Below are 24,981 nucleotides of genomic sequence, written 5' to 3'. Positions count from 1 at the left end.
AATTGACCAATTTACTATTGCTAAAAAACCTTAAGGTAACATATAATTCAGAATATATATAAAATTCTTTAAATTTAATGGGTTAGGGAGGAATATAGTCCTGGCCCCTTATAAATGAAGGTTTTTTATAGGTGCACACTAGTTCAATAGAGAGGAGATGGAAAAAATGAAAGCGCTTAAGTCGGTCATTCTTTGGGGGATCATATCTGCGTTGGGTGCAGTGAGTTTTGGTTTCGTCGCGCTAAACCGGGGGGAAAGCATCAATGCCATGTGGATTGTCACTGCAGCACTCTGTGTTTATTCAATTGCATACCGCTTTTATAGTAAATTCATTGCACGTAAAGTGTTTGAGCTAGATGACAATCGCCAGACTCCATCGGAAGCGAATAATGATGGGAAAGACTACGTACCTACAAATAAATGGGTGTTGTTTGGCCACCATTTTGCAGCGATTGCCGGAGCTGGCCCTCTCGTAGGCCCCATCCTTGCAGCGCAGATGGGATATTTGCCAGGGACACTATGGCTTGTAGTCGGAGTTGTATTAGCTGGTGCCGTACAGGATTTCATCATTCTCTTCGGTTCGATGCGCCGTAACGGCAAATCATTGGGAGAGATGATCAAGGAGGAAATAGGACCAATTACAGGCTTGATAGCGATGATCGGTATCCTGGGTATCATGATCATTTTATTAGCGGTACTTGCCCTGGTTGTCGTAAAGGCGCTGGTGGGAAGTCCGTGGGGGATGTTCACGATTGCCTCGACCATACCGATCGCTGTACTTATGGGCATTTACATGCGCTATATAAGGCCGGGACGGGTTGGCGAAGGATCGATTATCGGAATCATACTATTGATGCTCGCGTTATATTTCGGTCGCTTTGTATCCGAGAGCGCAACATTGGCGCCAATGTTCACTTTCAGCGGGGAAACGATCGCCATCATGTTGATTGTATATGGATTCGTTGCATCCGTTTTGCCTGTATGGATGTTATTGGCACCGCGTGATTACTTAAGCACATTCTTGAAAATCGGTACGATCATCGGACTTGCACTTGGTATCTTTATTGTCATGCCGAGCCTTGAAATGCCTGCCGTCACACAATTCATCGATGGAACAGGACCCGTATTTTCCGGTAATTTATTCCCTTTCCTATTCATTACGATCGCTTGTGGAGCGGTATCGGGATTCCATGCACTCGTTTCATCAGGTACAACTCCTAAAATGATCGAACGCGAATCCCATTCACGTCCAATCGGATACGGGGCGATGTTGACTGAATCCTTTGTAGCCATCATGGCGATGATAGCAGCCTGTGTACTGACTCCAGGGATCTATTTTGCTATTAACAGCCCGGGTGCCGTTGTGGGAACGGAACCAGCCCAAGTGGCTGCTACTATATCCGATTGGGGTTTCATTTTGACACCTGAGATGATTACCGACCTTGCAGACGATGTTGGGGAAGAGACCATTATATCCCGTACTGGAGGAGCTCCAACCTTTGCTATAGGCATGGCCCATATCTTCTCGCAAGTGATTGGAGGGGCGTCCCTGATGGCGTTCTGGTATCATTTTGCGATCCTGTTCGAGGCATTGTTCATATTGACCACCATTGATGCGGGAACCAGGGTAGGGCGTTTTATGATACAGGATATTATCGGCACCTTTTACAAACCATTTGCCGAAACGAATAAATGGCTGCCCAATATTATTGCGACTGCCATTTGTGTAATCGGTTGGGGGTACTTCCTTTATCAAGGGGTCATTGATCCTCTTGGCGGAATCAATACCCTTTGGCCATTGTTTGGAATTGCGAATCAGATGCTTTCCGCCATTGCGTTGCTGCTTGGGACGACAGTCCTTTTCAAAATGGGCAAAAAAGCGTACACATGGGTTACTCTTGTGCCAACTACATTCTTGTTGATAGTGACTATGACGGCAGGGTGGCAAAAGCTGTTCCACGAAAACCCGGCGATTGGCTTTTTAGCACACAAGGATAAGTTTAAAGCAGCCTATGATAATGGGGAAATTCTAGCTCCGGCAGCTAATCTAGCCGAGATGAAACGGGTTATCGTCAATGATTATGTGGATGCTGCCCTTTGTGCCATCTTCATGATCGTTGTGATCACGGTCCTGATTTCTGCAATTAGGTTATGGATAAAGGTCTTGAAGAACCAGAAAATAGATTTACATGAATCACCTTATGTATCAAGGTCGTCATAAGGGAGGGAAGGACATGTTGAAAAGATTAATTAAAATTCTCAGCTACAGAAAGCAATTCGTCAGTTTGCTTGTCGGCGTGCCAAGTTATGATACCTATGTGGAACATATGAGATTGCACCATCCGGAAGATCCTGTGAAAACCAGGAAAGAATTTTTCTGCGAAGCCCAGGATGAACGATATAATGCAAAGGGTGGGAAAGTGTCTCGTTGCTGTTAACTGAATATATTTTGATGGGTCCTCAATAGGGGGCCCTTTTTTTGTGGGATTTTTTGAAGTAGGACATAAGTGGAGGGGGGGGTAACGCCATGGAGTCGTAAAAATGTGGAAAAGTAATTATTAAACCAACAAAATCACATTTTCTAATCCTTTATTCATAGTGATGTTATATAACCTGACATATTTTTGTGAAAAATAAAAATTAAGTTGAATTATTAGAAAATTAAGTATATGATAAAAAATATAACATAAAAGTGTTAATAAACATAACATATACAAAAACAAGGGGGAAAAAACAGTATGCAAATGGCAGATTCGGTATTCATGTTTTTGGCGACGATGATGGTTTGGATAATGACACCAGGGATTGCCCTATTTTATGGAGGGATGGTAAAAAGTAAAAATGTCCTGAATACGGCAATGCATAGTTACATGCCACTGGCTGTCATTTCGATTCTTTGGGTGCTGATTGGGTATTCATTATCATTTTCACCTGGTAATACACTTCTGGGCGGTCTGGACTGGGTTGGTTTAAAGGATGTAGGCTTTGCACCTGGACCATACAGCGAAACAATTCCTCATAGCTTGTTCATGTTATTCCAAATGACTTTTGCCGTTTTAACGGTCTCGATCATTGCAGGTGGCATTGCCGAGCGGATGAAGTTTTCAGCATTCCTGATTTTTACGATCCTTTGGTCTTTATTCGTATATGCTCCCGTTGCACACTGGGTATGGGGAGGCGGCTGGTTAGCGGAACTGGGTACACTTGACTTTGCAGGTGGCAACGTTGTTCATATTTCTTCAGGGGTCGCAGGTCTTGTTTTAGCGATCATGTTAGGTAAAAGGAAAGAGTCGGGGGACAGTGCACCACATAATCTTCCTTTAACATTCCTTGGGGGATCATTAATTTGGTTCGGTTGGTACGGCTTCAACGTCGGAAGCGCACTGACAATCAATGAAGTGGCGATGAATGTATTCGTTAATACAGCTGTTGCAGCAGCAGCTGGTATCATAGGCTGGCTGATCGTTGAGTATATGGCTAATAAAAAGGCAACATTGCTGGGTGCGGTATCCGGAGCTATTTCTGGCTTGGTAGCCATTACACCTGCTTGCGGATTCGTAACTCCTGCCTCTTCAATCATCATAGGGGTCGTCGGCGGTGCCGTTTGTTTCTGGGGCGTATTCTTCCTCAAGAATAAATTGGGTTACGACGATGCACTTGATGCTTTCGGATTACATGGGATCGGTGGGACATGGGGTGGCATCGCTACAGGTTTGTTCGCGACCACTTCCGTAAACGAAAACGGTGCAAATGGTTTATTCTATGGCGATTTCAACTTGTTGTGGAAACAGCTTGTAGCGATCATCGCGACATATATCTTCGTTGGTGTGGTCACTTATATCGTTGCTAAAGTCATTAACCTCTTCGTGCCGTTGCGTGTCACTGAAGAAGATGAGTCAATGGGGCTTGATCTTACACTTCATGGAGAAAAAGCTTATCACGAATCAATTTAAAAGGGGGTTGATCATATGTCCGAGGTTTTAACGAAAATAGAAATTATTACACGTCCTATCAAGTTTGAACAATTCAAAGCGGAACTTGCAAAAATAGGGGTAAGCGGAATGACAGTATCGGAAGTAAAAGGAACGGGTCTTCAGAAAAGTTATGTGGAAACATATAGAGGCAGAAATCGTGAAATGTCACTGCATGACCGAATGAAAATCGAAATCGTCGTGTGTGAAGTGCCAGTTCAGGATGTTGTGGATGTAGCAAGGAAATTCTTGAGTACCGGTAAACCAGGTGACGGTAAAATCTTCATTTATGAATTGGCGAATGTTGTAAATATCCGTACCGGAAAAGAGGGACATGATGCGTTAAAGAATGATATCTGATGCTGTGAATTAATGCGGCCGAATGGGTAGGATATAGTAGATTAAAGAAAGGGAGCTGAAAATGGGGAGACTGGTCCGAATTGTTAATGCAAAAAAACAGAAGATCGTTAATACGCTCATTTCAGAGGATGTATATCAACCTGATGACCGACCCTTTTTATTGGAATTGCCACTGAAAAATTTAGAAGAGATTTTATCCCTTCGAATAAAATCTTCGTTTCAAAATCCCCGCTTAAAAAAATAACCTTTCAGCCGTTATCCTGTATGGGGAGAGCGGCTCTTTTATGCGTTTGGTCCCCACCCTCGGCTGTGGCATTTTAATGTTAGTATATAAGGAAACTTTTTTCTTGAATCTCCCATGGAAATCGGGGAGATTTCCAACTATAATGAATAAGGATATAAATTTAAATACAATTTTTTTGCTTTTTTTGACGATTTTCGCTTAGTTACTTCAATTTTTCTTTAATTTTACGAAAAGTAAATTCAAAAAAATGTAAGTTTTCCAAAAAAATATGAGTTATTTCATGAATGCCCTGTTTAATAATAGGGAAATTATTAATATGTTCTTTTAAGAGGTGAAAGGAATGGATCAATTTACGGTCGAATCCGTTTTAAATATCATCAAGGAGTTTGTACCGAAGGATGCTTCAATTTCTGTGGCTGATTCCGAAAAATACATTTATTATCAACCGAGCAAACAAGTTGACTTAAGAATAAAACCGGGTGATTTAATCAGTGAAAACACGGCGACATATAAAGCGCTGAGTGTCCGTAAAAAAATAGGGGTGCAAGTTGAAAGCAATGTATTTGGCGTACCTTACTATGGGCTGAGTGTTCCTATCATGGACGAGGGCAATCCTTTAGGAGCGGTAACGGCCATCTTGCCGTCAAAGCCATTAATTTTACCGACATCATTCTTGACCATTAAAACAGATGATCGCTGGATACCGCTTCCATATGATGAAATCATGTATTTGGAAGCTCAAAATAGGAAAACTAAAATTCAGTCCGAACGTGTGAGTGGATTTCATAAAATGAACTTAAGTGAATTGGAATTCATTTTACCTAGTGATTTATTCATTCGGGTGCATCGTTCGTACATCGTCAATATCAATTATATACAAGAGATCCTTCCCGATTTTCATTCTACATTTTTACTGATAATGAAAGATAATTCCAAAATCCAAGTCAGTCAAACATATGCAAGTCAATTCAGAAGGGCTTTAGGATTTTGATTCTCCCTTGTGTGAATAAAATGCTGGTTTATGCTCTATTTAAGGCTTTTCATTCGAAAATGAATGTGACAATTACACCGGATTGGTAAAATTAAGTGTAAGAAAAGCGAAAATGGGGGTCTTTTGTATGAACGAAAGCGTTTTCAAAAAAATTCGCAATGAACAATTTAAGGGGAAAGTAGTTACAGCGGAAGAAGCAGCTTCATGGATTAAAGATGGGATGAAACTCGGTATGAGTGGATTTACCCGTGCTGGTGATGCTAAGGTTATTCCAATGGCTTTAGTTGAAAGAGCTAAAACTGAAAAATTCAAAGTTGACGTTTATACTGGTGCTTCATTAGGACCGGAAGTCGACCAACATATGGCGGAAGCCGGTATCATAAACAAACGTTTGCCGTTCCAAGCGGATAAAGGCATTCGCAATAAAATAAATGCTGATGAAGTCACTTATGTAGATCAGCATTTATCTCATACAGCTGAACAAGTTCGTCAAGGCATTGTCGGACCTATAGATTTTGCAATCATCGAAGCGTTGGCGATTACGGAAGATGGATTGATCATCCCGACCACTTCTGTAGGTAACTCAGCCATATTCGTTCAAGAAGCTAAACATGTAATCATTGAATTGAACGTGTCCCATCCAGAAGGATTGGAAGGGATGCATGATATATATACACCAGCTAAACAGGGGGAACGTGAACCGATTCCTATGACTAACGCAAGTGATCGCCTTGGATCGATCGGTATTGCTGTTGATCCTGAAAAAGTAATGGGAATCGTCGTTTCTACAGATCTTGATGCACCTTCTACAATCGTGCCGCCTGATGAAGAAACTGCAACAATCGCCAACCACCTAATTAACTTCCTTCGTGAAGAAATCAAGGCTGGCCGTTTAACTGAAAGCCTTGCTCCGCTTCAGTCGGGTGTAGGTTCAGTGGCAAATGCAGTATTCGCTGGCTTCCTTGATTCTGAATTTAAAGATTTGGAAGTTTATTCAGAAGTGCTGCAAGATGCGGTATTTGATTTAATCGATGCTGGAAAAGTTAAATTCGCTTCAGGTTGTTCGATTACATTAGCTGAAGAAAAAGGTAAACAAGTTTACGGTGAGCTTGAAAAATACCGTGATAAACTAGTTCTTCGTCCACAAGAAATATCTAACCATCCTGAAATCATCCGTCGCCTTGGCTTGATTTCAATCAATACAGCGTTAGAGTGTGATATCTATGGGAACGTGAACTCGACACATGTTTCTGGGACAAGAATGATGAATGGAATCGGTGGATCAGGAGATTTTGCCCGTAACTCACGCCTAGGCATTTTTGTAACGAAATCATATGCAAAAGGCGGCAAAATTTCTAGTATCGTTCCTTTCGTTTCTCATGTGGATCATACTGAACATGATGTGGATGTATTAGTGACAGAGCAAGGGATCGCTGATTTACGTGGTTTGGCACCAAAAGAGCGTGTAGAGTTAATCATAGAAAACTGTGCGCATCCTGACTACCGTCCACAGCTTCGTGCATACTTCACTGAAGCTGTTGCGCAAACGGGTGGGCATCAAACTCCACACATTCTTGAAAAAGCATTTTCATGGCATACAAACCTAGCTAAAAACGGTACGATGCTTGAAGCTGTACTTCAAGATCAAAAATAAGACTCAAAAAAACCCCGCCAATACAGCGGGGTTTTTTTTTGGGGTCCGTGTCCCGTATTGGCTGGAAACCGATGAATCTTTCGTCACACAGATGCAATATTGAAAGGTAAATAGATTATTTCTCCTAAGTAATTTGTATGATGTTGCGATTAGTTCTTTTTCCTACAACATATAACAGATTTAAAGTGTAAAATGAAGCTTAACCATTAAAAAGATAGGGAACTGTATCTTTAGGCTTTTTTCTTTTGTTTTTGTATATAATTATTCATTCAAGTTATAGAAATATGGTAAACTGCTAACAATGAAAGATTATCATACATAGGATTTTTCGTATTTATGATGTTGTTTCCTTAGAAATAGGGAGTTAAATAGAATGCTCATAGTGGAGGAGATAATTTGTTCAAGACAAAATTACATTTTTGGACGTTAGAGTTATTACTATTGTCTTTACTTTTTTATGTTGGTACAAAGATTTCTTTTCTTTTTGAACCAATAGTCATTTTTACATCTACATTGTTCTTTCCAATCTTGATTTCGGGTTTTCTCTACTTTTTGTTCAACCCCACTGTTGAATTCCTGGTTAAAAGAAGAGTGCCTAGGGGATTGTCGATATTATTGCTATATGTATTTTTCCTGGGATTGATTAGTTTGTTGGTCGGTCTGGTTGGCCCGTCACTGTCCAAACAGGTTACGGATTTAATCAATAACCTCCCGGAATATTTCAATCAAACAAGGAAGTTTATTGAAGATTCAGCTGATTCAAAATGGTTTTTGTGGACGATGGAACAAGACTATGTTTCCCTGAAAGAAGTGGGCGACTCGCTTCAGAAATATTTGACTGATTTACCTAGTAATATTACGAACAGTTTATCTTCCGTTTTCAGCGTAGTGACGAATATTACTTTAGTGGTCGTAACGGTTCCTTTCATCCTATTTTATATGTTGAAGGATGGGGATAAACTTCCGGCCGCCATTATGAAATTCGTTCCGGTTCGCTATAGAAAACCAGCTTTAACAGTACTTCAGGAAACTGGAGGGACGCTTACTACATACATACAAGGGCAGATGCTTGTTTGCATGTTTGTCGGGATCGGAACGTTCATCGGGTATGTAATCATTGGTTTGCCTTACGCGTTCTTATTCGCACTGATTGGTGCTGTAACCAATATCATTCCATATGTAGGTCCGTTTATCGGAGCCGCTCCTGCTGTCATTGTGGCATTGATTCATTCACCGACCGAGGCGTTATTGGTCATTCTGGTTGTAACGGTCATTCAGCAATTGGATGGTAATTTCATTTCACCGTTAGTCATCGGGAAAAAATTGAACACACATCCGCTTACCATCATCATCTTATTGCTCGTCGCCGGAAACATTGCCGGTATCATCGGCATGATTTTGGCCGTTCCGACTTACTCCGTTGTTAAAACGATTGTATTGAATATCGTAAAATTCATCAGGATCCGAAAAGAGGAAAAGCTTGAAGAAGATATATTGGAATGAAAAAACGGGTCCGACTCAAATGAGTCGGGCCCGTTTTCTTAGTGAAGGAGCAAAAGCGCCTAAATTGGTTACAAACCTAAGGAAATATATTTTACTTCCAGGAATTCTTCGATGCCTTGGTGTCCACCTTCACGGCCGAGCCCACTTTGCTTGAATCCTCCAAATGGAGCTTGAGGAACGGAAGGAAGTCCATCGTTCAAGCCTACAATACCGAATTCAAGTGCCTCGGTGAATTTTATGCCCTTGGTGATATTTTCAGTGAAGATGTAAGCTGCCAAACCGAAGATGGAGTCATTTGCCCTCTTGATTGCCTCTTCATCAGTCTTAAAGGAGGCAATAGGAGCTAGAGGTCCAAATGTTTCTTCCTTCATGCAGAGCATGCTGTCATCAATGTTGGACAGTACGGTTGGTTCAAGAAAAAGACCGCTTATTGATTTACCGCCAGCTTCAAGCTTAGCTCCGCTGCTGATTGCTTCATCAATTTGTTTTTGAACCTTATCCACTGCATTTTGATCGATAAGCGGACCGATATCGACGCCATCTTCCAGTCCATTTCCTACCTTTAGTTCTTTGACCTTGGCAACAAGCTTTTCGATGAAGGCTTCTTGAATGGCTTCGTGGACATATATGCGATTTGAACAGACGCATGTTTGTCCTGCGTTACGGAATTTTGAACTGATAATGCCATCAACCGCTTTATTAAGGTCGGCATCCTCAAGAACGATTGCGGGTGCGTGACCTCCGAGCTCAAGCGAGATTTTCTTTACCGTGTCAGCTGAGCCCCTCATAAGGGTTTTACCGACTTCTGTAGAGCCGGTAAACGTCAATTTACGAACCCTCGTATCTTGAAGCCAAGTTTCACCGATTTCTGATGATTTTCCTGTCACGACATTGATTACTCCTTTTGGAATGCCAGCTTCTTCAGCTAATTCAGCCATTTTTAAAGCTGTTATGGGAGTCAGGTTTGCCGGTTTAATGACGACTGTGCAGCCGACGGCAAGCGCTGGTGCAACTTTTCTTGTAATCATGGCTGCAGGAAAGTTCCAAGGCGTAATGACAGCTACAACTCCGACGGGCTGTTTAGTCACGAAAAGCCGCTTATTGGACACGGAAGCAGGAATCGTTTCGCCGTACACCCGTTTTCCTTCTTCGGCAAACCAAGATAAAAAGCCATTTGCATATGTCATTTCACCAAGAGCCTCTTTAAGGGGCTTGCCTTGCTCTTCAGTCATGATTTTGGCTAGTTCTTCTTTATTATCATCAATCAATCGATGCCATTTCCAAATTAGTTCAGCACGTTCGTAGACTGAGAGTGCAGCCCAGCCCGTAAAGGCTTCATATGCGGCATCTGCAGCCTTCGCTGCTTCAGTTGCACCGCCTTTAGGAACCGTGGCAACTATTTCATCCGTTGCCGGGTTTCTCACTTCAATTTTATCCAATCCAAAATCCGACCACTCACCGTTAATAAATAATCCGTAATCCTTCATGATAAAACCTCCTAATTTGGTTAAATCCATCAAACTACTAAAACTTGTAACTTTATACTTTTACCTGTTACATAAAAGTATAAACACTTTTCTGTGATTCTGAAATTTATTTGATTGGCTATTTATAGAAAATTGGCTATTCATCGATAGAAAGGGAGCATTACATAAAAAAAGAGGTGCAAGTTGCACACCTCTTCATTCAAATTCGATTATTTTTCCGATGAGACGGCCACTTCACTCATATCACCTGAGATGGCTTGATTTGGATTGAATTCACCTTCTGATTTAGAAATGACCACTGTAGCAACACTGTTACCGATTAGATTAGTGATGGCACGTGCTTCAGACATGAAGCGGTCGACTCCCAGCAGTAATGCCATTCCTTCAACTGGAATCATTGGGAAGGCAGCTAATGTTGCAGCAAGTGTAATGAAACCGGATCCCGTTACACCGGCAGCTCCTTTGGATGTTAACATCAAGATTCCTAGAAGGGTCAATTCCTGCCAGATGCTTAAATCGACACCATAGGCTTGGGCGATGAAAATCGCTGCCATGGATAAGTAGATGGATGTGCCATCAAGGTTGAAAGAATAACCAGTTGGGACAACTAAACCGACTACCGATTTTGAGCAACCGTATTTTTCGAGTTTTTTCATCACGCTTGGTAAAGCGGATTCCGATGAAGATGTTCCTAAAACTAAGAGGATCTCTTCTTTTAAATAGGCTATGAACTTGAAAATATTAAAATTGTAGATTTTTGCAATCGAACCAAGGATAAGAAATATGAATAGTGCCATGGTGATATATACGCTACCCATTAATTGTCCTAAAGAGCTTAAAGAACCAAGGCCAAACTTACCGATTGTATAAGCCATTGCTCCAAATGCGGCCAATGGAGATACTTTCATGATCATACCGACGATGCCGAAGAAAATATCGGCAATATGCTGAAAGAAAGAAACGACTGGCTGCACTCTCGGTCCCATTGCCGCCATTGATAATCCGAATAAAACGGCAAAGAATAAAATAGGGAGTAAGTCTCCGCCAGCCAGTGCGGCAACGGCATTATCAGGAATGATATTAGAAATGAAAGCAACGGCTCCATGTTCCGTTTCGGAAGCGGCCGTTGTATATTGTGATACATCTCCGCCCTCGACTGAATCGATGTTAAAGCCTTTACCAGGTCCCAGCAGATTGACTACGATGATTCCGATGGCAAGTGCGAAAGTGGTAACGATTTCAAAATAGAGCAGGGCCTTTCCGCCGATGCGGCCAACCTTTTTCATATCACCCATACCGCCAATTCCGATTACGACGGTTAAGAAGATGATTGGTGCAATGACCATTTTAATCATTTTAATAAATAAATCAGCTAATATCTTCAGCTGTTCACCGAAAGCAGGGAAGAAGAAACCGACTGTTATACCCAGAATGATACCGATGATGACCTGAACTGTTAGATTTTTTAATATTTTCAAGGTGCATTCTCCTTTGTTATATGATAGCGCTTTCGTAACTTGATAATAGTGTAACAGAAGAAAGAATCAGAATATTCTTTTGGTGATATTGTTTTCTTTTTGTTCTTTTTGGTCTTGGGGATTTTTTAATAACTGAGGGGTGGAAGAGGAATTAAAAGTGTCTATTAGGATATAGATAGATTACTAAACTGCAATAAAAAAATACCGGTGGAGTGCCGGTATTGGGGAAAATTAATTTTCAAATGGTTTTATAAGTGCATATAGGGTTCCGATCACAGGAAGTTTCAAACCGACCTTGTCGGCAAGGCGCAGTGCACCGCCCTGTAAATGTTCCACTTCTAGCGTTAGGCCCTTCCGGCGGTCCTGGTGCATGGAAGAGGTAGACTCTTCAGGTAAACCTGCCATGTTTTCCAACGCCTGAGCAATATTCTCCACAGTAATTCCGACGTCATAAGCATTCGCAAGCTCCTTCATTTCAACAAGGACCTTTTCTAGCAATCCATTGGTTTCCGGGAATCTCCGTATCGTGCCGATAGGGAGGTTGGAGGCAGTTGTCACACCGGAGAAAGCGGTGATGAACATGTATTTGATCCACATCCTGATTAATATGTTTTCCGTTCTGCTTACCTTCATGATAGCTGATCCGGCCGCCTGTTCGAATTCATCACAAATCTTTTTTTGTGACGGATGAAGCGGGCCATAGATTAAATCGTGATTATCATTGGAGTGAATGACATGACCTTTTTCATCAAGGGTGGCAATGATGAAGGCACTTCCTCCCAAGACGGCCTCATCGCCCAGCTCGTCCTGTAAAATGGATACATGTTCTAATCCATTCAAAAGCGGGAGGACCTTTGCGCCCTTTTCAACAAGGACCTTTAAATCTGTAAGGGTACCTTGCAGATGCTGGCCTTTTACGGCGAGAATCACGAGGTCGACCTTTTCTATATCACTTACTTTCTCTGTGATATGAAGGTCGTTAAATTGGTAGTTTCCATGTGGGCTGGTTATGCTGATGCCGTTTTCTTTCAATTGTTTGGCGCGGTTTTTACGGACAAGGTATTGAACATCCTGCCCGGCCTGCTGCAACCTGCCTCCAAAGTAGGAGCCGAGTGCCCCGGCCCCTATAATGACAATATTCAAAGTGTACACCTCTCTTTTGATTAAGATGTACTAATCATAACATTGACTGAAATTTCAGTAAATATTTCCGATTGAAGATAAACTGGTTGTTTAGATGTTTGTAAGAATGGGAAAAACAAAAGACCAGCCTGAAAGGTTTCAGGCTGGTACTTATCATTATTTATAGATTTTTACTTTAACGGTTTTTCTGCCCCAATTGATAGCTTTTGAGTGAGAAGAATAGAAGACGTCAATTTTATTCCCTTTGATTGCGCCGCCTTTATCTGCCGCAATGGCATCCCCGTATCCTTCTACATGAACTTTTGTTCCTAGTGGAATGACCTTAGGGTCGACTGAGATCGCTTTTGCGTTAGGGTTTTTCTTTAAGTTAAGACCTGATGCTGTAATACCGCTGCAACCTTTGCAGTTCGCAGTGTAAGCTGTAGCCTTCACGGTAATCGTTTTATATTTCTTGGATGATGACGTTTTAGCTTTAGCCTTAGGTTTAGCAGAGGTCGAAGTCTTCTTGACCTTTAAAACTTGTTTTGGATGGATGTTATCTTTTTTTAGGTTGTTCCAACTTTTGAGTTGATTGACTGTTATATTATGTTTATTGGCGATACCCCATAGTGTGTCGCCGCTTTTAACTTTGTATGTAGTAGTAGCAGCCGATGAAACTCCGGAAAAACTAAATACCAGGAAGAAAGCAGTGAATAGTGGAAGTAGTATTTTTTTCAAAATGAATAGTCTCCTTTGTTTTAAATCGTAGACTTAGAATAACAGGTCTTTATGACAAAGATGTTTCGGTGGAATAGTAATTGTGTTACAAAATCGTTTCCCTTGATAAATAAATGTAATATAAACTAGGACAAAGGGACTTATCTATTAAATGTAAATATATTATTTATTATGTCAGTATAAGCGTATTTTTGTTAAATAGTGTTGGTGTTATGGCGTATCCTGTTTAATGAGGTAAAATATGGAGATGTATTCCCTGGTTTTAAAGTCCTGTATATTTTGTAAAAAAACAACGTAATAATAGACGATTGAATGCTGTTTATTTTAGTAGGAGAGGATATTCGGAACATGGAAAAAGCCGACATCTATGTGATGCCGGCTTTTTTCATGATTTGGATTAATTTAAAACGAATGCAGAAGCGAAATCGACTAGCATTTTTTGATAGACTGCTACCGATTCAAGATTGACGTATTCCCTATCTCCATGCCAGTTCTCACCTTTTGGTCCGAATTCAATGGCTGGGATACCATATGCCGCAAAAAAAACGGTATCTGCGGAGCCGTGTTGTCCAAAAATGACAGCGTCTTGCTTGGTGTTTCTTTCGATAATTGGGCGAAGCAGAGTGATGAATGGGTCGGACTCTTCGGTTTTTACAGGTTTACTGTACATATTAAGGTGGACATTAGTTCCTGTCACACTTTCGATCTGAGCAATGATTTCTTCCATTGTTTGCGTAGGAAGATAGCGGATATCAAGACTTAGCAAACAGGCATCCGGTACCTTATTATAGACATCCCCGCCTTTTATTTTTGCTAGGTTAAGGGAAGGGGAAGAGTAAAGGGGAGTATGATCCCGGGTGAAAGGAAGTTCCTTTATTTTTTGATAGAGATCATAGGCCTTTTCAATTGCATTCACGCCTTCCCATGGACGGCTTCCGTGTGCCGATTTGCCGGATACTTCAATATCGAGACGAAGGGCACCCTTCGCCTGGAGTCCGATTCCCAATTGCGTCGGTTCAGCACAGATTACAAAGTCCCCTCTATAGCCATGTTTCGCTAAATATCCAGAACAGTTCAAGCCACCAATCTCTTCATCTGATACGATCTGTAGCTGGATTTTCAAACCTAAGTCCTTATCTTTCACATCGGTAAATGCACACATCATCCCTGCAACTCCAGCTTTCATATCGGCTGTCCCGCGTCCATATAAGTTTCCTTCATGAACCTCAGGGAAAAATTGATCCGGCGTTCCGCTGACAACATCGACATGGCCATTCCAAATTAGGGTTTTATCTCCGCTGCCAATCTCGCTAACAAGCATTTTATAACCGTTATTTACAATCACATTCACGGTAATTCCTTGTTTTTTAAGCCAGTCCGCACAGTAATCAACTGCTTGGTTAGCTCCTTCTTTCGATGAACTGTCAATAGATACTAAATCTTTAAGTAACTCGATGAGCAAAAAGAAAACCTCCTAAAAATATGCATACTATTATTATATATACCCTTTCCAAGTAAGGGCTAACTCAAAAATATTTTCCTGTTAAATAACGTTTAGCCTTTTCATCCCCTGGGGTATGTAAAGGGGGAGCGACAATTTACATTCTTTAAGGAGGATGATAGATATGGATAAACGTATAATTGGTGTATATGAAACTGGAGAAGAAGCCATAAAGGCTGTTGAGTCATTACAGGCCCAAGGGTATAATCGTGAAGATATTTCAGTGGTAGCTAAAGATAAAGAAGAATTAAAGTCAGTGAATGAAGAAACGGGTACAAAAGTTGAAGAGGGGCTCGCAGCTGGTGCGGCGACCGGAGGTATTTTGGGTGGTGCGGCCGGATTATTAGCAGGTGTGGGTGCGTTGGCGATTCCGGGAATCGGACCGGTACTGGCAGCTGGGCCGCTTGCTGCAACATTAGCCGGAGCGGCTGTAGGTGCTGGTACAGGAGGATTGGCTGGTACATTAATCGGTATGGGCATACCTGAAGACGAAGCGAATCGTTATGAAGCGGATGTAAAGAGTGGCAAGCTGCTTGTATTAGTCGATTCGGATGCGAGAAAATCCAGTTCTTCTTACTCAGGAATAACTGAAACCGATGAAACGCTAACGAACAGTAGAAGAACTCTATAAGTCGTAAGTAAAAAAGGACGGATCCCTTAGGACCCGTCCTTTTTTTGATTAGAATGTGAATTTCTTTATTTCTTTGTGCATTTCCTGGGATAGGGCATCCAATTCACTAGCCAGGGCATTTAATTGTTCCATGGAAGCATTCGTTTGTTCTACGGAAGCAGATACTTCTTCAGTTCCTGCTGCAGTTTCCTGACTGATCGAATTTAATTTTTCTGCATTGTTCGCCATCCTTGTGACCTCGTTTACCATATCGTTCATCATCTTTTTTATTTCATCAAAATTGCTGAATGTGTTTGCGATAATGGATGCAATGTGACTGAAGGCATTTTCCGTATCCGTTACAGAAGTATCCTGAAGATGGACTTTTTGATTGACTTGATCAATCAAATGAACGGTATTGGTTGTATCGGTTTGCATGGCTTGAATGATTTCAGAGATTTCTTTCAGTGAGTTTTCCGTTTGTTCGGCCAATTTCTTCACTTCATCGGCAACAACTGCAAACCCTTTTCCGTGCTCGCCAGCCCTAGCTGCTTCGATGGCAGCATTCAGAGCGAGTAAATTCGTTTGTCCTGCAATCCCGCTTATGGTCTTTACTATCGCACTAATATCATTGGACCGTGCATCCAAAGATTTGACTGCCGTACTCATCTTGCTGGATATCAGGGACGTTTCATTGAATTGTTGTTTTAGGCCCTGTACTTGAGTGATTCCGTCTTCGGAAGCCTTGAACATATTTTCGGATTCCGTGGCCATTTTGCCCGCTTGCGCTTCAAGATCATTGATTTTGTCAGCCAATAGCTTTACTGCCATTTCGTTATTCTGCCCGACTTCAATTTGGTCTATGGCACCGGCCGCTATTTGTTCCATCGTCATGGCCACCTCGTTAGCCGCCGCTGAATTTTCTTCTGCGCTAGCCACTAGTGTCATGGAGGAATCCGATACTTTATCGGAAAGGTTGTTGACAACCCCTAACATATGACTCATATTCCTTGTCATTAAGCTGGTGTCTTCTGCAAGTTGCCCTATCTCATCTTTCCTGGAAATGGAATTCTTGGATGTGAAATCGCCGTCAGCCATTTTCCGTATGGATTCCTGCAGCTTTTTAATAGGATTCGTTAAAGAACGGGTGATAAAGATGGCGGATAGTGCAGTGATCGTAAAGACAATCAACAGTGTGATGATATTATCGATTATCATCGGGCTTGCACGGACGAGCACTTCATTTTCATCCATTACCCCTGCTATTCTCCATCCAGTGGTAGGATTTGTGGCGTATCCGACGATCCGGCTTTGCCCTTCAAATTCCTCGATCATTGATCCGGATTCACTTTTCATTTTCTTGAAAATATTTTCCTTTGATATATCCTGTTGAATTTTTTCCTTGTCTGGATGTGTAACGAATGCCCCCTTCTTATCCAGCAAAACCGTATAGCCCGTTTCGCCGAATTTCGTTTGATTGACCATCGTGATCAATGTATCGATCGAGATGCCGACACCGAGCACGCCTATTAATTCATCACGATCATCATATATGGCTTTTGCTGCCGTAATGACAAGTGTATTCGTCGCCTGATCAGTATAAGGTTCCGTCCAAATGGTCTTGTTTTTTTGTTTCAATGCGGATTGATACCAATCCCTTTGTCTTGGGTCGAAGTCAGCCGGCAATTCAGCTTTTGGGAATATTAGTGTTTTTCCATTTTTCTCTGTGCCAAGGTATAAACCATTTATTTCAGAACTGCTTGACTGTGTATGGGAAAACTCATCTATTATGGATTCGGGGTTCTTGCCATAAGTACTCATGATAGGATACTTACCGATCCTATCCAATTGATTTTCCGTTTTTTGAAAGAAGATTTCGAAAGAATCGTTCATGGACTTGACTTGCTCTTCCGTCGTTCCGGTAAGTTCCTGGGTCGTCAACTCGATACTATTTTTATAACTCATGTAAGAGATGGCCATTCCGCTTATCATGATCAAAGCTAAAAAAGGAATCAATATTTGTTTTTTTAGCGAATTAAAATACCAGTCTGTCAGTCTTTTCATATGGACAATTCTCCTTATATACCTCAAATTAATTTAAGCTTCTATAGATATTTCGGTCTGCTTTGACTTTTTTGAAGTTTCAAGTTAGAAAATTCCCAATATTAATTTTGACGTGAGTCGACGACATATATTCTATGTATGAGGGGGGAATATATAGTGGATAAAAAAAGAGCTGACTGCGATGGTCAACTCTTTCATTCATTGATTACTATTCGACTTGGATATTTTTTGTCCTGCCCATATACCATGTGTAAAACTCGTCAGCATATTCAACGGATACATCTTGGAGCTTTGTGTGGTGTACAGGCTTGGAGCGGTTGATTGTTTCAATTGTGGCAAGCCCGAAAAGCTTTTGCAGCTTCGAACATTCCACCTCAATTTGAATGACCTTGCTTCTTTTGGTAATGAATAGTGATGTTTCCAAACTTCCGGATTTGAACTGAATGAACTCATCATTTAACAAGTAACGGCTATTCTTGTAATCCATTATTCTCAATGTATAAATGAGGACGAGTAGAGTCAGCGAGATATACCATAGGGAGGGTTTGAAATAATAGATTGCCAATGTTGTAAGAATCCAGAAAAAGCTGGGCCGCAGCATTCGGATTTTGAAGGCCTGTTTCGATAATGACTCCATTGACCGTTCCACTTTGTATGCGGGTAAAATCTCTTCTACCATCCCATATGCCCGATCAATTGATAAAAAAGGATAAAGAGTATTCGTTTCCAGCTCTTCATCACCCGTGCTTCCTGCACTGATCAGTTTCACTTCTGCCAACCCTAGCAATCTTTTAATGATTGATTGGGTGATTTCGACTGCTTGTACTTTTTCTTTCTGAATGGAAAAAGCAGATTCATCCAGTACGCCTTTCTTGATATATATACGCTCGTGATCGGATGAAATTTCATATTTTCCATATTTAACGAAGGTGGAAACGATTCCGAAGGTAACGGCGACACATATGAGGCCCGCAATAACGATGGTTATGATCCACCACGTATCCAATAACTTGGCAAGGAACCCTTCGGCATTCTCCAAATCGATAAAGTCATCGAGTGTATTATATAACGTAGCCAATATCGGGATAAGAGCCAGGAAGCTGAGTGATGTAAAGGAAGCTTTCAGCACATCTTGTTTGCTTGGCGTGAAATGGATCGTTTTTTCATTGATTGGTTCAATATCCTCAGCTATTCGTTCTTCGGGAATATCCACTTCGATAAGTGGAAGTTCCTGTTTTGAAGCATATTCTCCCTCAAGCCGTTCGGCCTCTTTTCGGGAAATCATCTCGAAAGGTACGGTACCCTGATCACCAGTCATACCGGTTTCGAATGTTAAAGAGGTTAATCTGAAAATCTTATGAAATAACGTCGTGCGTTGCTGAACATTCTGAACCTTATGAAGCGGGACAGTTCGATACGATTTCGAGATAAGCCCTGAAGTAATATATAGGGTACCTTCTTTGATTTGGTATGTATACGTATACCATTTAAGGATGACATAAATGACTTTCCAAATCAGATAAACTAGAAAACCGATTTGGAGTACCTTCATGTACATCTTTTCAGAACCGAAATTCAGGACATAAAGCATGATTATGAAAAACACATTTCCTTTCAGCAATTTCCAAAATTCGAAAGGGATTTTGAAAGGGTGTAATCGTTTTGTTAGTTCTTCCATCGTTAATCCACTTCCTTAATTTTTGCGAAATGAGCAATTTTATCTCGTAATTCATACGCCTCTTTCTCGGGGATGGCAGGTATGTCATGAGAGTCGCCCATTGTTCCGATGCTTAGGGAATAAAGGTTATATTTTCGCAAAAACGGTCCTTGGTTCAATTTGACGGATTGAACCTTCGTCATCGGAATGAGTTCATGCGTTTCACTCCAGGCTCCACGTTTTGTTTGAATGAATTCTTCGTTCACGTCGTAACGCCAATACTTTTGCAATAAAATCGGTTCAATGAAGATGGACCAGAATGCATTTAAAAAAGATAATACGATAAGTCCGTTTAAAATCCATCCAATCCATTCTTTCCAAGTGAAATAATCATCAACAAATAATAGGATGCCAAGGACGGCGAGGATAATAAGATTGGTAATGGCTTCAGTCATCCGCCAAACCTTGACTGATTCTTTGGAAATTTTCTTCGTTGGTGGCTGTATCTTGGAATACATATATTCACTCCTTACTATGTCTTTATACTTATACGGATTATCTTACAAAAAAGTTCCCTATTATCCGTACATGTAAAAGAAAAGTCTGGACCACTGATGGATTCCATGGAGTGGCGGCCGAATAATCCTGCGGTTACCTGAGTATGTATAAACTAGTGGATCTTTTCTTTTTATATGACCGTAAAATGGACAAGATAGAAGTGGTGAGTTTTTAGAGTGGGAGTGATAGGTTTGACATATAAAAGGAAGTTGAGTTTTATATTCTTCCTGTTTTGGATTTGTTTTTTTGATGGAGAATCGATGCAGGCTGCTAATGAGGATGGAAACCTTGGGCAGAAAATTCAACAAATATTGAATGATTCGCCGGGATTGGCTGGGGCGTTGACGGGAATTTCCATCCGTTCAGCTGAAACGGGGGAAATGATTTATGAACGGGGGTCGAAAACGAGATTGCGGCCTGCTTCGAACCTTAAGCTATTGACTGCAGCAGCTGCGCTGGAAACTTTAGGGGAAGATCATGCTTTTCAAACGGAACTATACATAAAAGGAGTGCAGGGTGGCCATGTTCTGCAGGGGAATGTATACCTGAAGGGAAAAGGCGATCCTACCTTATTGGAAAAGGATTTTGATGAGCTGGCAGCTACACTGAAGCACAGGCAAGTTAAGCTGGTTCATGGGGATCTTATAGGCGATGATTCCTGGTATGATGATGTTCGCTATTCCCAAGATTTAGTTTGGAGCGATGAACAGGAATATTACGGAGCAGCCGTTTCAGCTTTAACCGCTTCCCCGAATGAAGACTACGATACCGGTACCATCATCTTGGAGATAACCCCTGGGGGAAAGGCTGGTAAAAGGGCAACGGTGAAGCTGAAGCCGGAAACGGATTACGTGAAGGTCATCAACAAAACGAAAACTGAATCGGAAGACGGCGATAAAAAAATTGAAGTCGAACGGTCTCATGGCACACAAGTCATTACGGTGACCGGGACCATTCCGGTGCATGCCGGTGTGATTAAAGAGTGGATCTCGGTGAAAGATCCAACAGAATATGCCCTGAGCCTATTTGAAAAATCAATGAAGAAACATGGAATTAAAGTGTTGGGAAAAAGGAAAAAAGGGAAAACGCCAGTAGGAGCGGAAATGATTGCCACTCATCAGTCCATGCCGCTTTCACAAATGCTTATTCCTTTCATGAAATTGAGCAATAACAGCCATGCCGAGGTTTTGGTGAAAGAAATGGGCAAAGAGGCAGAAGGGGAGGGAAGCTGGAAAGATGGTTTGAAGGTTGCTCGAAATCAGATGAAGAGTATGGGTCTCAATATGCAAACGATCATGATGCGTGATGGATCTGGCATTTCCCAAGTCAATATGATCCCAGCGAATGAAATAACGAAGCTGCTGTATGCCGTACAGGAAAAAACGTGGTTTCCTGCTTACTTGAATGCTTTGCCGATTGCAGGCAACGAAAATCGGATGGTGGGCGGTACGCTAAGAAAGAGGATGAAAGGGACATATGCAGCCGGGAATGTTCGCGCGAAAACAGGGACGATTTCAGGAACGAGCTCCTTATCAGGTTATGTGACGACCAAAAGGGGGGAAAAAGTCATATTTTCGATCATATTGAATAATTTTGTAGAAGAAAAAGGCATCACGGCAATCCAAGATAAGATAGCCGTGATGCTCGCAGAACAGGAAAACCTATTGGGGAATGGCCTTTAGTATCCATGGAAAGCTAAGTTTGAAGTTCAGAAAAATCTGCGAGAAACAGACCCGCAACGGGCAATTCATTTTCTTCATCTAATCCGAATTGGCAGCATACAGCCGATAAGCCATTTTTCTGTGATGCCTCGATGTCGGGTTTCAATCGCAGATCCGAATGGCGTATTCAAATCGACAGTCATTGCAAATTGGATTTTATTCAATACCAGCACCTTCTTCTTAATATTTTCACTTTATCCTCTCAAGGAAGGAATTTAAGGGAGGATGAATAGAAATAAGAAGTATAGGGGGAATGCTTATGAACTTTCCAACACTTAATGGACAGTATACGATTAGCAGTCTTATAGCTGAAATTCACGGAATTTCCAAAAAACGATTTCTCTATATAGTGGCCATAGATGGCCGGGGCGGGTCTGGAAAAAGTACACTCGCTTCCCGTATCCAATCAGAATGTCCAGGTAGCGCGGTCGTTCATATGGATGATTTTTATTTGCCATCATCGGATAGGATTCAACTGCCTCCATCCCAAAAGCAGGTTGGTGCGGATTATGATTGGGAACGGGTTTATAACCAAGTCCTGAAACCGCTTACAAAAGGGAGGGAAGCAAGGTATCAAAGGTATGATTGGGAAACGGACACTATGGCCGAATGGCATGAGGTTCCTGCTAAAGGCCTTGTCATTATAGAAGGAACGTATTCTATCCGAAAAGAATTGGCAGGATACCATGATTTCACGATTTGGGTGGAATGTCCCCGTGATCAGCGTTTGAAACGGGGCCTTGAGCGGGATGGTGAAGATGCGCGTCAAATGTGGGAGGATAATTGGATGGTTCATGAAGATCTCTATGTGGGCGCGCACCAAGAAAGAGCGAGTCTTGTTGTGGACGGAACGAGCTGAATCCGGAGATATCTGGATCTCGCTTTTAATTGTAAGGGTTTACCTATAAAATATAGTGTATGTTTAGATAAATTTCTGGGGAGCCGGAAACATGGGGGGGAAACTATGTTTACTAATGAAGAACAAGCTGCCGTATATAAAGCCATTTATAACCGAAGGGATATCAGGAGTTTTTTGCCTAAGCCCATTTCAAAGGATATACTCCGCAGAATTTTGGATGCTGCACATCATGCGCCGTCTGTAGGATTCATGCAACCTTGGAGTTTCATCGTGATTTCATCTCAGGAAACCAAGAACAGTTTGGCATGGGCAGCGGATAAAGAAAGAAGGGCACTCGCAATTCATTATGAAGGAGGTAAAGAAAATAAGTTTCTTAGTTTGAAAGTGGAAGGGTTAAAAGAAGCACCATACACCATTTGTGTTACATGCGACCCGACACGGGGTGGCTCCCATGTTTTAGGGAGGAACTCCATTCCGGAAACCGATATCCTATCCACAGCCTGCGCGATTCAAAATATGTGGCTGGCTGCTTGTGCTGAAGGATTGGCAATGGGATGGGTAAGCTTTTATAAGAAAAATGACATTCGAGATATTTTGGAGATTCCGCCGCATATAGAACCTGTTGCACTCCTGTCGATTGGCTATACGGATCAATATCCGGATAAACCCATTCTTGAACTTGCTAATTGGGAAAAAAGAAGGCCGATGGATGAACTTATTTTCGAGGATAAATGGGGCAATAAATAAAACTATATTTTTTGTTACAAACCTTGTTTATTAAGCCCCTGGTTCAGGGGTTTTTTGTTGTGAGGTGATTATTTTACAAAAAAATGATATGAAGCAGTGAAAATATAGAAGACTCTTACGATAGATACATCCTTTGTAAGAGTCTTTTAAAATACGTTATTCCATAATGTGGACACAACATATAAAACAAAATTTGGTTTGATTTTAAAATCTGCGCCGTTTTGAAGATCCGGGTATTCCGAGATCTTCACGGTATTTTGCAATAGTACGGCGAGAGATCTTCGTCCCTTCATTTTCGAATATTTGACAAAGTTTCTGATCTGAAAAAGGCTTTATTTTATCTTCATCGGCAATCAAGACCTTTATTTTTTCTTTGATGGTGGTCGTTGATTCGGCTGCTTGGCTGTTCACGCGGTTTAACCCTCTAGTAAAGAAGTTCCTTAGTTTAAAGAGGCCATGCGGAGTCTGGATATATTTATTGCTCGTCGCCCTGCTGATTGTCGATTCATGAAGCTGAAGTTTTTCCGAAATGTCCTTCAATGTCATAGGTTTTAATCCCGTAATTCCCTTCATGAAAAACTCTTGCTGCTCGTCCACGATTGATGCTGTCACTTTGTAAAGTGTCATTTGCCTTTGTTCGAGCCCTTTTAAAAGTAATTGGGCATCGTTTATGTGCCCCTTTATATAATCTTTAGCTGGATTATCAGGATTCATAGCGATTTGGTTCTTGTAGTAAGGGTTGATGGAAAGTTTAGGTGTGCAGCTATCGTTGACTGTTATCAGAAAACCTTCTTTTTCTTTTTCCACGTAAACGTCCGGAACGATGTAATGAGTCATATCATTGGAATAGTGACTGACGGGACGCGGGTTTAACGTACGGATTAAATCCGAGGCCTCTTGTACTTCCTGAATGGTCACTTGGTAAAGGGCGGCAATTTTCCTGAAGCGTTTTTCTGCTAAATCTGTTAAGTGCTTTTTAACGATCTTATACGCCAATTCATTGTGATCCTCATGCTCACGCAGCTGAATGAGTAAACAATCGGTCAGATCTTTAGCCCCGACTCCTATTGGGTCAAGGGATTGCAATACGTGAATCATATTTTCTATTTCTTCCACGGATACGGAAAAATGCGAGGCAGCCCAATTGGCATCCAATTCAAGAAATCCATAATCATTTAAGTTCCCAAACAAAAATCGGAGAATCTTTTTTTCAAATGCTTTCAACGAACTTAGTAAACTCAATTGTTCCAGTAAATGGCCTTCCAGTGTTTCTGTGTTGATTGAATAATTGTTGATTGGATTGTAATCATTGTCTCCGTTGAAACTTTTACTTATAGAGGAGGATCCACGTATCTGAGAATTTATTTTTTGTGTCCGAATGCTAGATTCAGTAAGTGATGCGAGGGGTTCTTTAAAGCTAATTTCGAGAACGGGATTTTCGTGTGCCTGCCGGTTTATGAAATCTATTAGTTCATGGGTGGAATATTGAAGGATATTGATCGATTGCTGTAATTCAGGGGTTAATGACAATTTCAAGGTTTGTTTTTGGTACAGTTCAAATCCTACCTGCATATATATCAACTTCTTTCGTTTAGATTAACATAGCGGCTCAAAGGGAATGAAAAAATATTAACATGATAATAATACAAATCTTCCGAAAATTCAACATTGTGTGTCAGGTTTTATAACATCATTTAGAAAATAAAGAGGGGGATT

Annotated in this window: 21 protein-coding genes; 11 read left to right on the top strand and 10 right to left on the bottom strand. The window is 41.3% G+C overall.

Annotated elements, in window-relative coordinates:
* Nucleotides 1-166: 166 nt before the first annotated feature.
* The 7 genes from BS1321_RS09715 (at nt 167) to BS1321_RS09680 (ending at nt 8,723) form a co-directional block, all read left to right on the top strand.
* Complete coding sequence (locus tag BS1321_RS09715; protein ID WP_063235323.1) at nt 167-2,221, top strand: carbon starvation CstA family protein; 2,055 nt, start codon at nt 167-169, stop codon at nt 2,219-2,221.
* A 13-nt stretch (nt 2,222-2,234) separates the two neighbouring features.
* Complete coding sequence (locus tag BS1321_RS09710; RefSeq protein WP_063235324.1) at nt 2,235-2,438, top strand: YbdD/YjiX family protein; 204 nt, start codon at nt 2,235-2,237, stop codon at nt 2,436-2,438.
* Between the two features lie 300 nt (nt 2,439-2,738).
* Nucleotides 2,739-3,953, top strand: coding sequence for an ammonium transporter (locus tag BS1321_RS09705; protein ID WP_063235325.1), 1,215 nt, complete (start codon nt 2,739-2,741; stop codon nt 3,951-3,953).
* A 15-nt stretch (nt 3,954-3,968) separates the two neighbouring features.
* Nucleotides 3,969-4,331 carry a P-II family nitrogen regulator gene (locus BS1321_RS09700; protein WP_063235326.1) on the top strand — a complete coding sequence of 121 codons (363 nt, stop codon included), beginning with the start codon at nt 3,969-3,971 and terminating at the stop codon, nt 4,329-4,331.
* A gap of 584 nt (nt 4,332-4,915) precedes the next feature.
* Entirely contained in the window at nt 4,916-5,566 is a 651-nt protein-coding gene (locus BS1321_RS09690; protein WP_063235328.1) for a LytTR family DNA-binding domain-containing protein, read from the top strand.
* A 127-nt stretch (nt 5,567-5,693) separates the two neighbouring features.
* Nucleotides 5,694-7,220, top strand: a complete 1,527-nt coding sequence (locus BS1321_RS09685) for a succinyl-CoA:acetate CoA-transferase ScpC (protein WP_063235329.1) — start codon at nt 5,694-5,696, stop codon at nt 7,218-7,220.
* A 396-nt stretch (nt 7,221-7,616) separates the two neighbouring features.
* Nucleotides 7,617-8,723: an AI-2E family transporter gene (locus tag BS1321_RS09680; RefSeq protein WP_063235330.1), complete on the top strand. Its 1,107-nt coding sequence runs from the start codon at nt 7,617-7,619 to the stop codon at nt 8,721-8,723.
* Between the two features lie 68 nt (nt 8,724-8,791).
* On the opposite strand, the gene BS1321_RS09675 is transcribed toward BS1321_RS09680, so the two are convergent.
* The 5 genes from BS1321_RS09675 to BS1321_RS09655 all read right to left on the bottom strand — a co-directional run bounded on the left by BS1321_RS09675 (nt 8,792) and on the right by BS1321_RS09655 (nt 15,010).
* Nucleotides 8,792-10,210: an NAD-dependent succinate-semialdehyde dehydrogenase gene (locus BS1321_RS09675; protein ID WP_063235331.1), complete on the bottom strand. Its 1,419-nt coding sequence runs from the start codon at nt 10,208-10,210 to the stop codon at nt 8,792-8,794.
* A 209-nt stretch (nt 10,211-10,419) separates the two neighbouring features.
* A complete protein-coding gene (locus BS1321_RS09670) occupies nt 10,420-11,688 on the bottom strand; it encodes a dicarboxylate/amino acid:cation symporter (RefSeq protein WP_063235332.1) in 1,269 nt (422 codons plus the stop codon).
* Nucleotides 11,689-11,919: 231 nt separating this feature from the next.
* The gene (locus BS1321_RS09665; protein WP_063235333.1) at nt 11,920-12,831 is read right to left on the bottom strand and encodes a ketopantoate reductase family protein; all 912 of its coding nucleotides are present in this window, start codon (nt 12,829-12,831) and stop codon (nt 11,920-11,922) included.
* 156 nt (nt 12,832-12,987) lie between these two features.
* Nucleotides 12,988-13,548 carry a 3D domain-containing protein gene (locus tag BS1321_RS09660; protein ID WP_063235334.1) on the bottom strand — a complete coding sequence of 187 codons (561 nt, stop codon included), beginning with the start codon at nt 13,546-13,548 and terminating at the stop codon, nt 12,988-12,990.
* Between the two features lie 397 nt (nt 13,549-13,945).
* Nucleotides 13,946-15,010, bottom strand: coding sequence for a M20 family metallopeptidase (locus BS1321_RS09655; protein ID WP_063235335.1), 1,065 nt, complete (start codon nt 15,008-15,010; stop codon nt 13,946-13,948).
* A gap of 163 nt (nt 15,011-15,173) precedes the next feature.
* Here BS1321_RS09655 and BS1321_RS09650 point away from each other — a divergent pair, with 163 nt between their 5' ends.
* Complete coding sequence (locus BS1321_RS09650; RefSeq protein ID WP_063235336.1) at nt 15,174-15,680, top strand: general stress protein; 507 nt, start codon at nt 15,174-15,176, stop codon at nt 15,678-15,680.
* Between the two features lie 48 nt (nt 15,681-15,728).
* On the opposite strand, the gene BS1321_RS09645 is transcribed toward BS1321_RS09650, so the two are convergent.
* From BS1321_RS09645 to BS1321_RS09635, 3 genes are all read right to left on the bottom strand, one after another.
* Complete coding sequence (locus tag BS1321_RS09645; RefSeq protein WP_063235337.1) at nt 15,729-17,723, bottom strand: methyl-accepting chemotaxis protein; 1,995 nt, start codon at nt 17,721-17,723, stop codon at nt 15,729-15,731.
* A 208-nt stretch (nt 17,724-17,931) separates the two neighbouring features.
* A complete protein-coding gene (locus BS1321_RS09640) occupies nt 17,932-19,401 on the bottom strand; it encodes a PH domain-containing protein (RefSeq protein ID WP_063235338.1) in 1,470 nt (489 codons plus the stop codon).
* A 2-nt stretch (nt 19,402-19,403) separates the two neighbouring features.
* Nucleotides 19,404-19,898: a PH domain-containing protein gene (locus tag BS1321_RS09635; RefSeq protein ID WP_063235339.1), complete on the bottom strand. Its 495-nt coding sequence runs from the start codon at nt 19,896-19,898 to the stop codon at nt 19,404-19,406.
* 231 nt (nt 19,899-20,129) lie between these two features.
* Between BS1321_RS09635 and dacB the strand changes: the two genes are divergently transcribed.
* Complete coding sequence (dacB, locus tag BS1321_RS09630; protein WP_232522781.1) at nt 20,130-21,620, top strand: D-alanyl-D-alanine carboxypeptidase/D-alanyl-D-alanine endopeptidase; 1,491 nt, start codon at nt 20,130-20,132, stop codon at nt 21,618-21,620.
* Nucleotides 21,621-21,694: 74 nt separating this feature from the next.
* Here the strand turns inward: dacB and BS1321_RS28510 are convergent, their stop codons facing one another.
* The gene (locus BS1321_RS28510) at nt 21,695-21,823 is read right to left on the bottom strand and encodes a hypothetical protein (RefSeq protein ID WP_257790336.1); all 129 of its coding nucleotides are present in this window, start codon (nt 21,821-21,823) and stop codon (nt 21,695-21,697) included.
* A 95-nt stretch (nt 21,824-21,918) separates the two neighbouring features.
* On the opposite strand from BS1321_RS28510, the gene BS1321_RS09625 reads away from it, so the two are divergent.
* Complete coding sequence (locus tag BS1321_RS09625) at nt 21,919-22,518, top strand: uridine kinase family protein (protein WP_063235340.1); 600 nt, start codon at nt 21,919-21,921, stop codon at nt 22,516-22,518.
* Nucleotides 22,519-22,623: 105 nt separating this feature from the next.
* Complete coding sequence (bluB, locus tag BS1321_RS09620) at nt 22,624-23,265, top strand: 5,6-dimethylbenzimidazole synthase (protein ID WP_063235341.1); 642 nt, start codon at nt 22,624-22,626, stop codon at nt 23,263-23,265.
* A 204-nt stretch (nt 23,266-23,469) separates the two neighbouring features.
* Here the strand turns inward: bluB and rpoN are convergent, their stop codons facing one another.
* Nucleotides 23,470-24,837 carry an RNA polymerase factor sigma-54 gene (rpoN, locus tag BS1321_RS09615; protein WP_063235342.1) on the bottom strand — a complete coding sequence of 456 codons (1,368 nt, stop codon included), beginning with the start codon at nt 24,835-24,837 and terminating at the stop codon, nt 23,470-23,472.
* Nucleotides 24,838-24,981: the final 144 nt, after the last annotated feature.

Source organism: Peribacillus simplex NBRC 15720 = DSM 1321, from assembly GCF_002243645.1.
Classification (GTDB): domain Bacteria; phylum Bacillota; class Bacilli; order Bacillales; family DSM-1321; genus Peribacillus; species Peribacillus simplex.
The sequence above is the reverse complement of the archived record's forward strand: the minus strand, read 5'-3'. Positions and strand labels throughout refer to the sequence as shown.

What these genes read in the sequence shown, in the direction of transcription:
- BS1321_RS09715 (WP_063235323.1), top strand. Translation starts at nt 167, where the DNA reads ATGAAAGCGCTTAAGTCGGTCATTCTTTGGGGGATCATATCTGCGTTG.
- BS1321_RS09710 (WP_063235324.1), top strand. Translation starts at nt 2,235, where the DNA reads ATGTTGAAAAGATTAATTAAAATTCTCAGCTACAGAAAGCAATTCGTC.
- BS1321_RS09705 (WP_063235325.1), top strand. Translation starts at nt 2,739, where the DNA reads ATGCAAATGGCAGATTCGGTATTCATGTTTTTGGCGACGATGATGGTT.
- BS1321_RS09700 (WP_063235326.1), top strand. Translation starts at nt 3,969, where the DNA reads ATGTCCGAGGTTTTAACGAAAATAGAAATTATTACACGTCCTATCAAG.
- BS1321_RS09690 (WP_063235328.1), top strand. Translation starts at nt 4,916, where the DNA reads ATGGATCAATTTACGGTCGAATCCGTTTTAAATATCATCAAGGAGTTT.
- BS1321_RS09685 (WP_063235329.1), top strand. Translation starts at nt 5,694, where the DNA reads ATGAACGAAAGCGTTTTCAAAAAAATTCGCAATGAACAATTTAAGGGG.
- BS1321_RS09675 (WP_063235331.1), bottom strand. Translation starts at nt 10,210, where the DNA reads ATGAAGGATTACGGATTATTTATTAACGGTGAGTGGTCGGATTTTGGA.
- BS1321_RS09650 (WP_063235336.1), top strand. Translation starts at nt 15,174, where the DNA reads ATGGATAAACGTATAATTGGTGTATATGAAACTGGAGAAGAAGCCATA.
- BS1321_RS09645 (WP_063235337.1), bottom strand. Translation starts at nt 17,723, where the DNA reads ATGAAAAGACTGACAGACTGGTATTTTAATTCGCTAAAAAAACAAATA.
- BS1321_RS09640 (WP_063235338.1), bottom strand. Translation starts at nt 19,401, where the DNA reads ATGGAAGAACTAACAAAACGATTACACCCTTTCAAAATCCCTTTCGAA.
- BS1321_RS09635 (WP_063235339.1), bottom strand. Translation starts at nt 19,898, where the DNA reads ATGTATTCCAAGATACAGCCACCAACGAAGAAAATTTCCAAAGAATCA.
- BS1321_RS09625 (WP_063235340.1), top strand. Translation starts at nt 21,919, where the DNA reads ATGAACTTTCCAACACTTAATGGACAGTATACGATTAGCAGTCTTATA.
- bluB (WP_063235341.1), top strand. Translation starts at nt 22,624, where the DNA reads ATGTTTACTAATGAAGAACAAGCTGCCGTATATAAAGCCATTTATAAC.
- rpoN (WP_063235342.1), bottom strand. Translation starts at nt 24,837, where the DNA reads ATGCAGGTAGGATTTGAACTGTACCAAAAACAAACCTTGAAATTGTCA.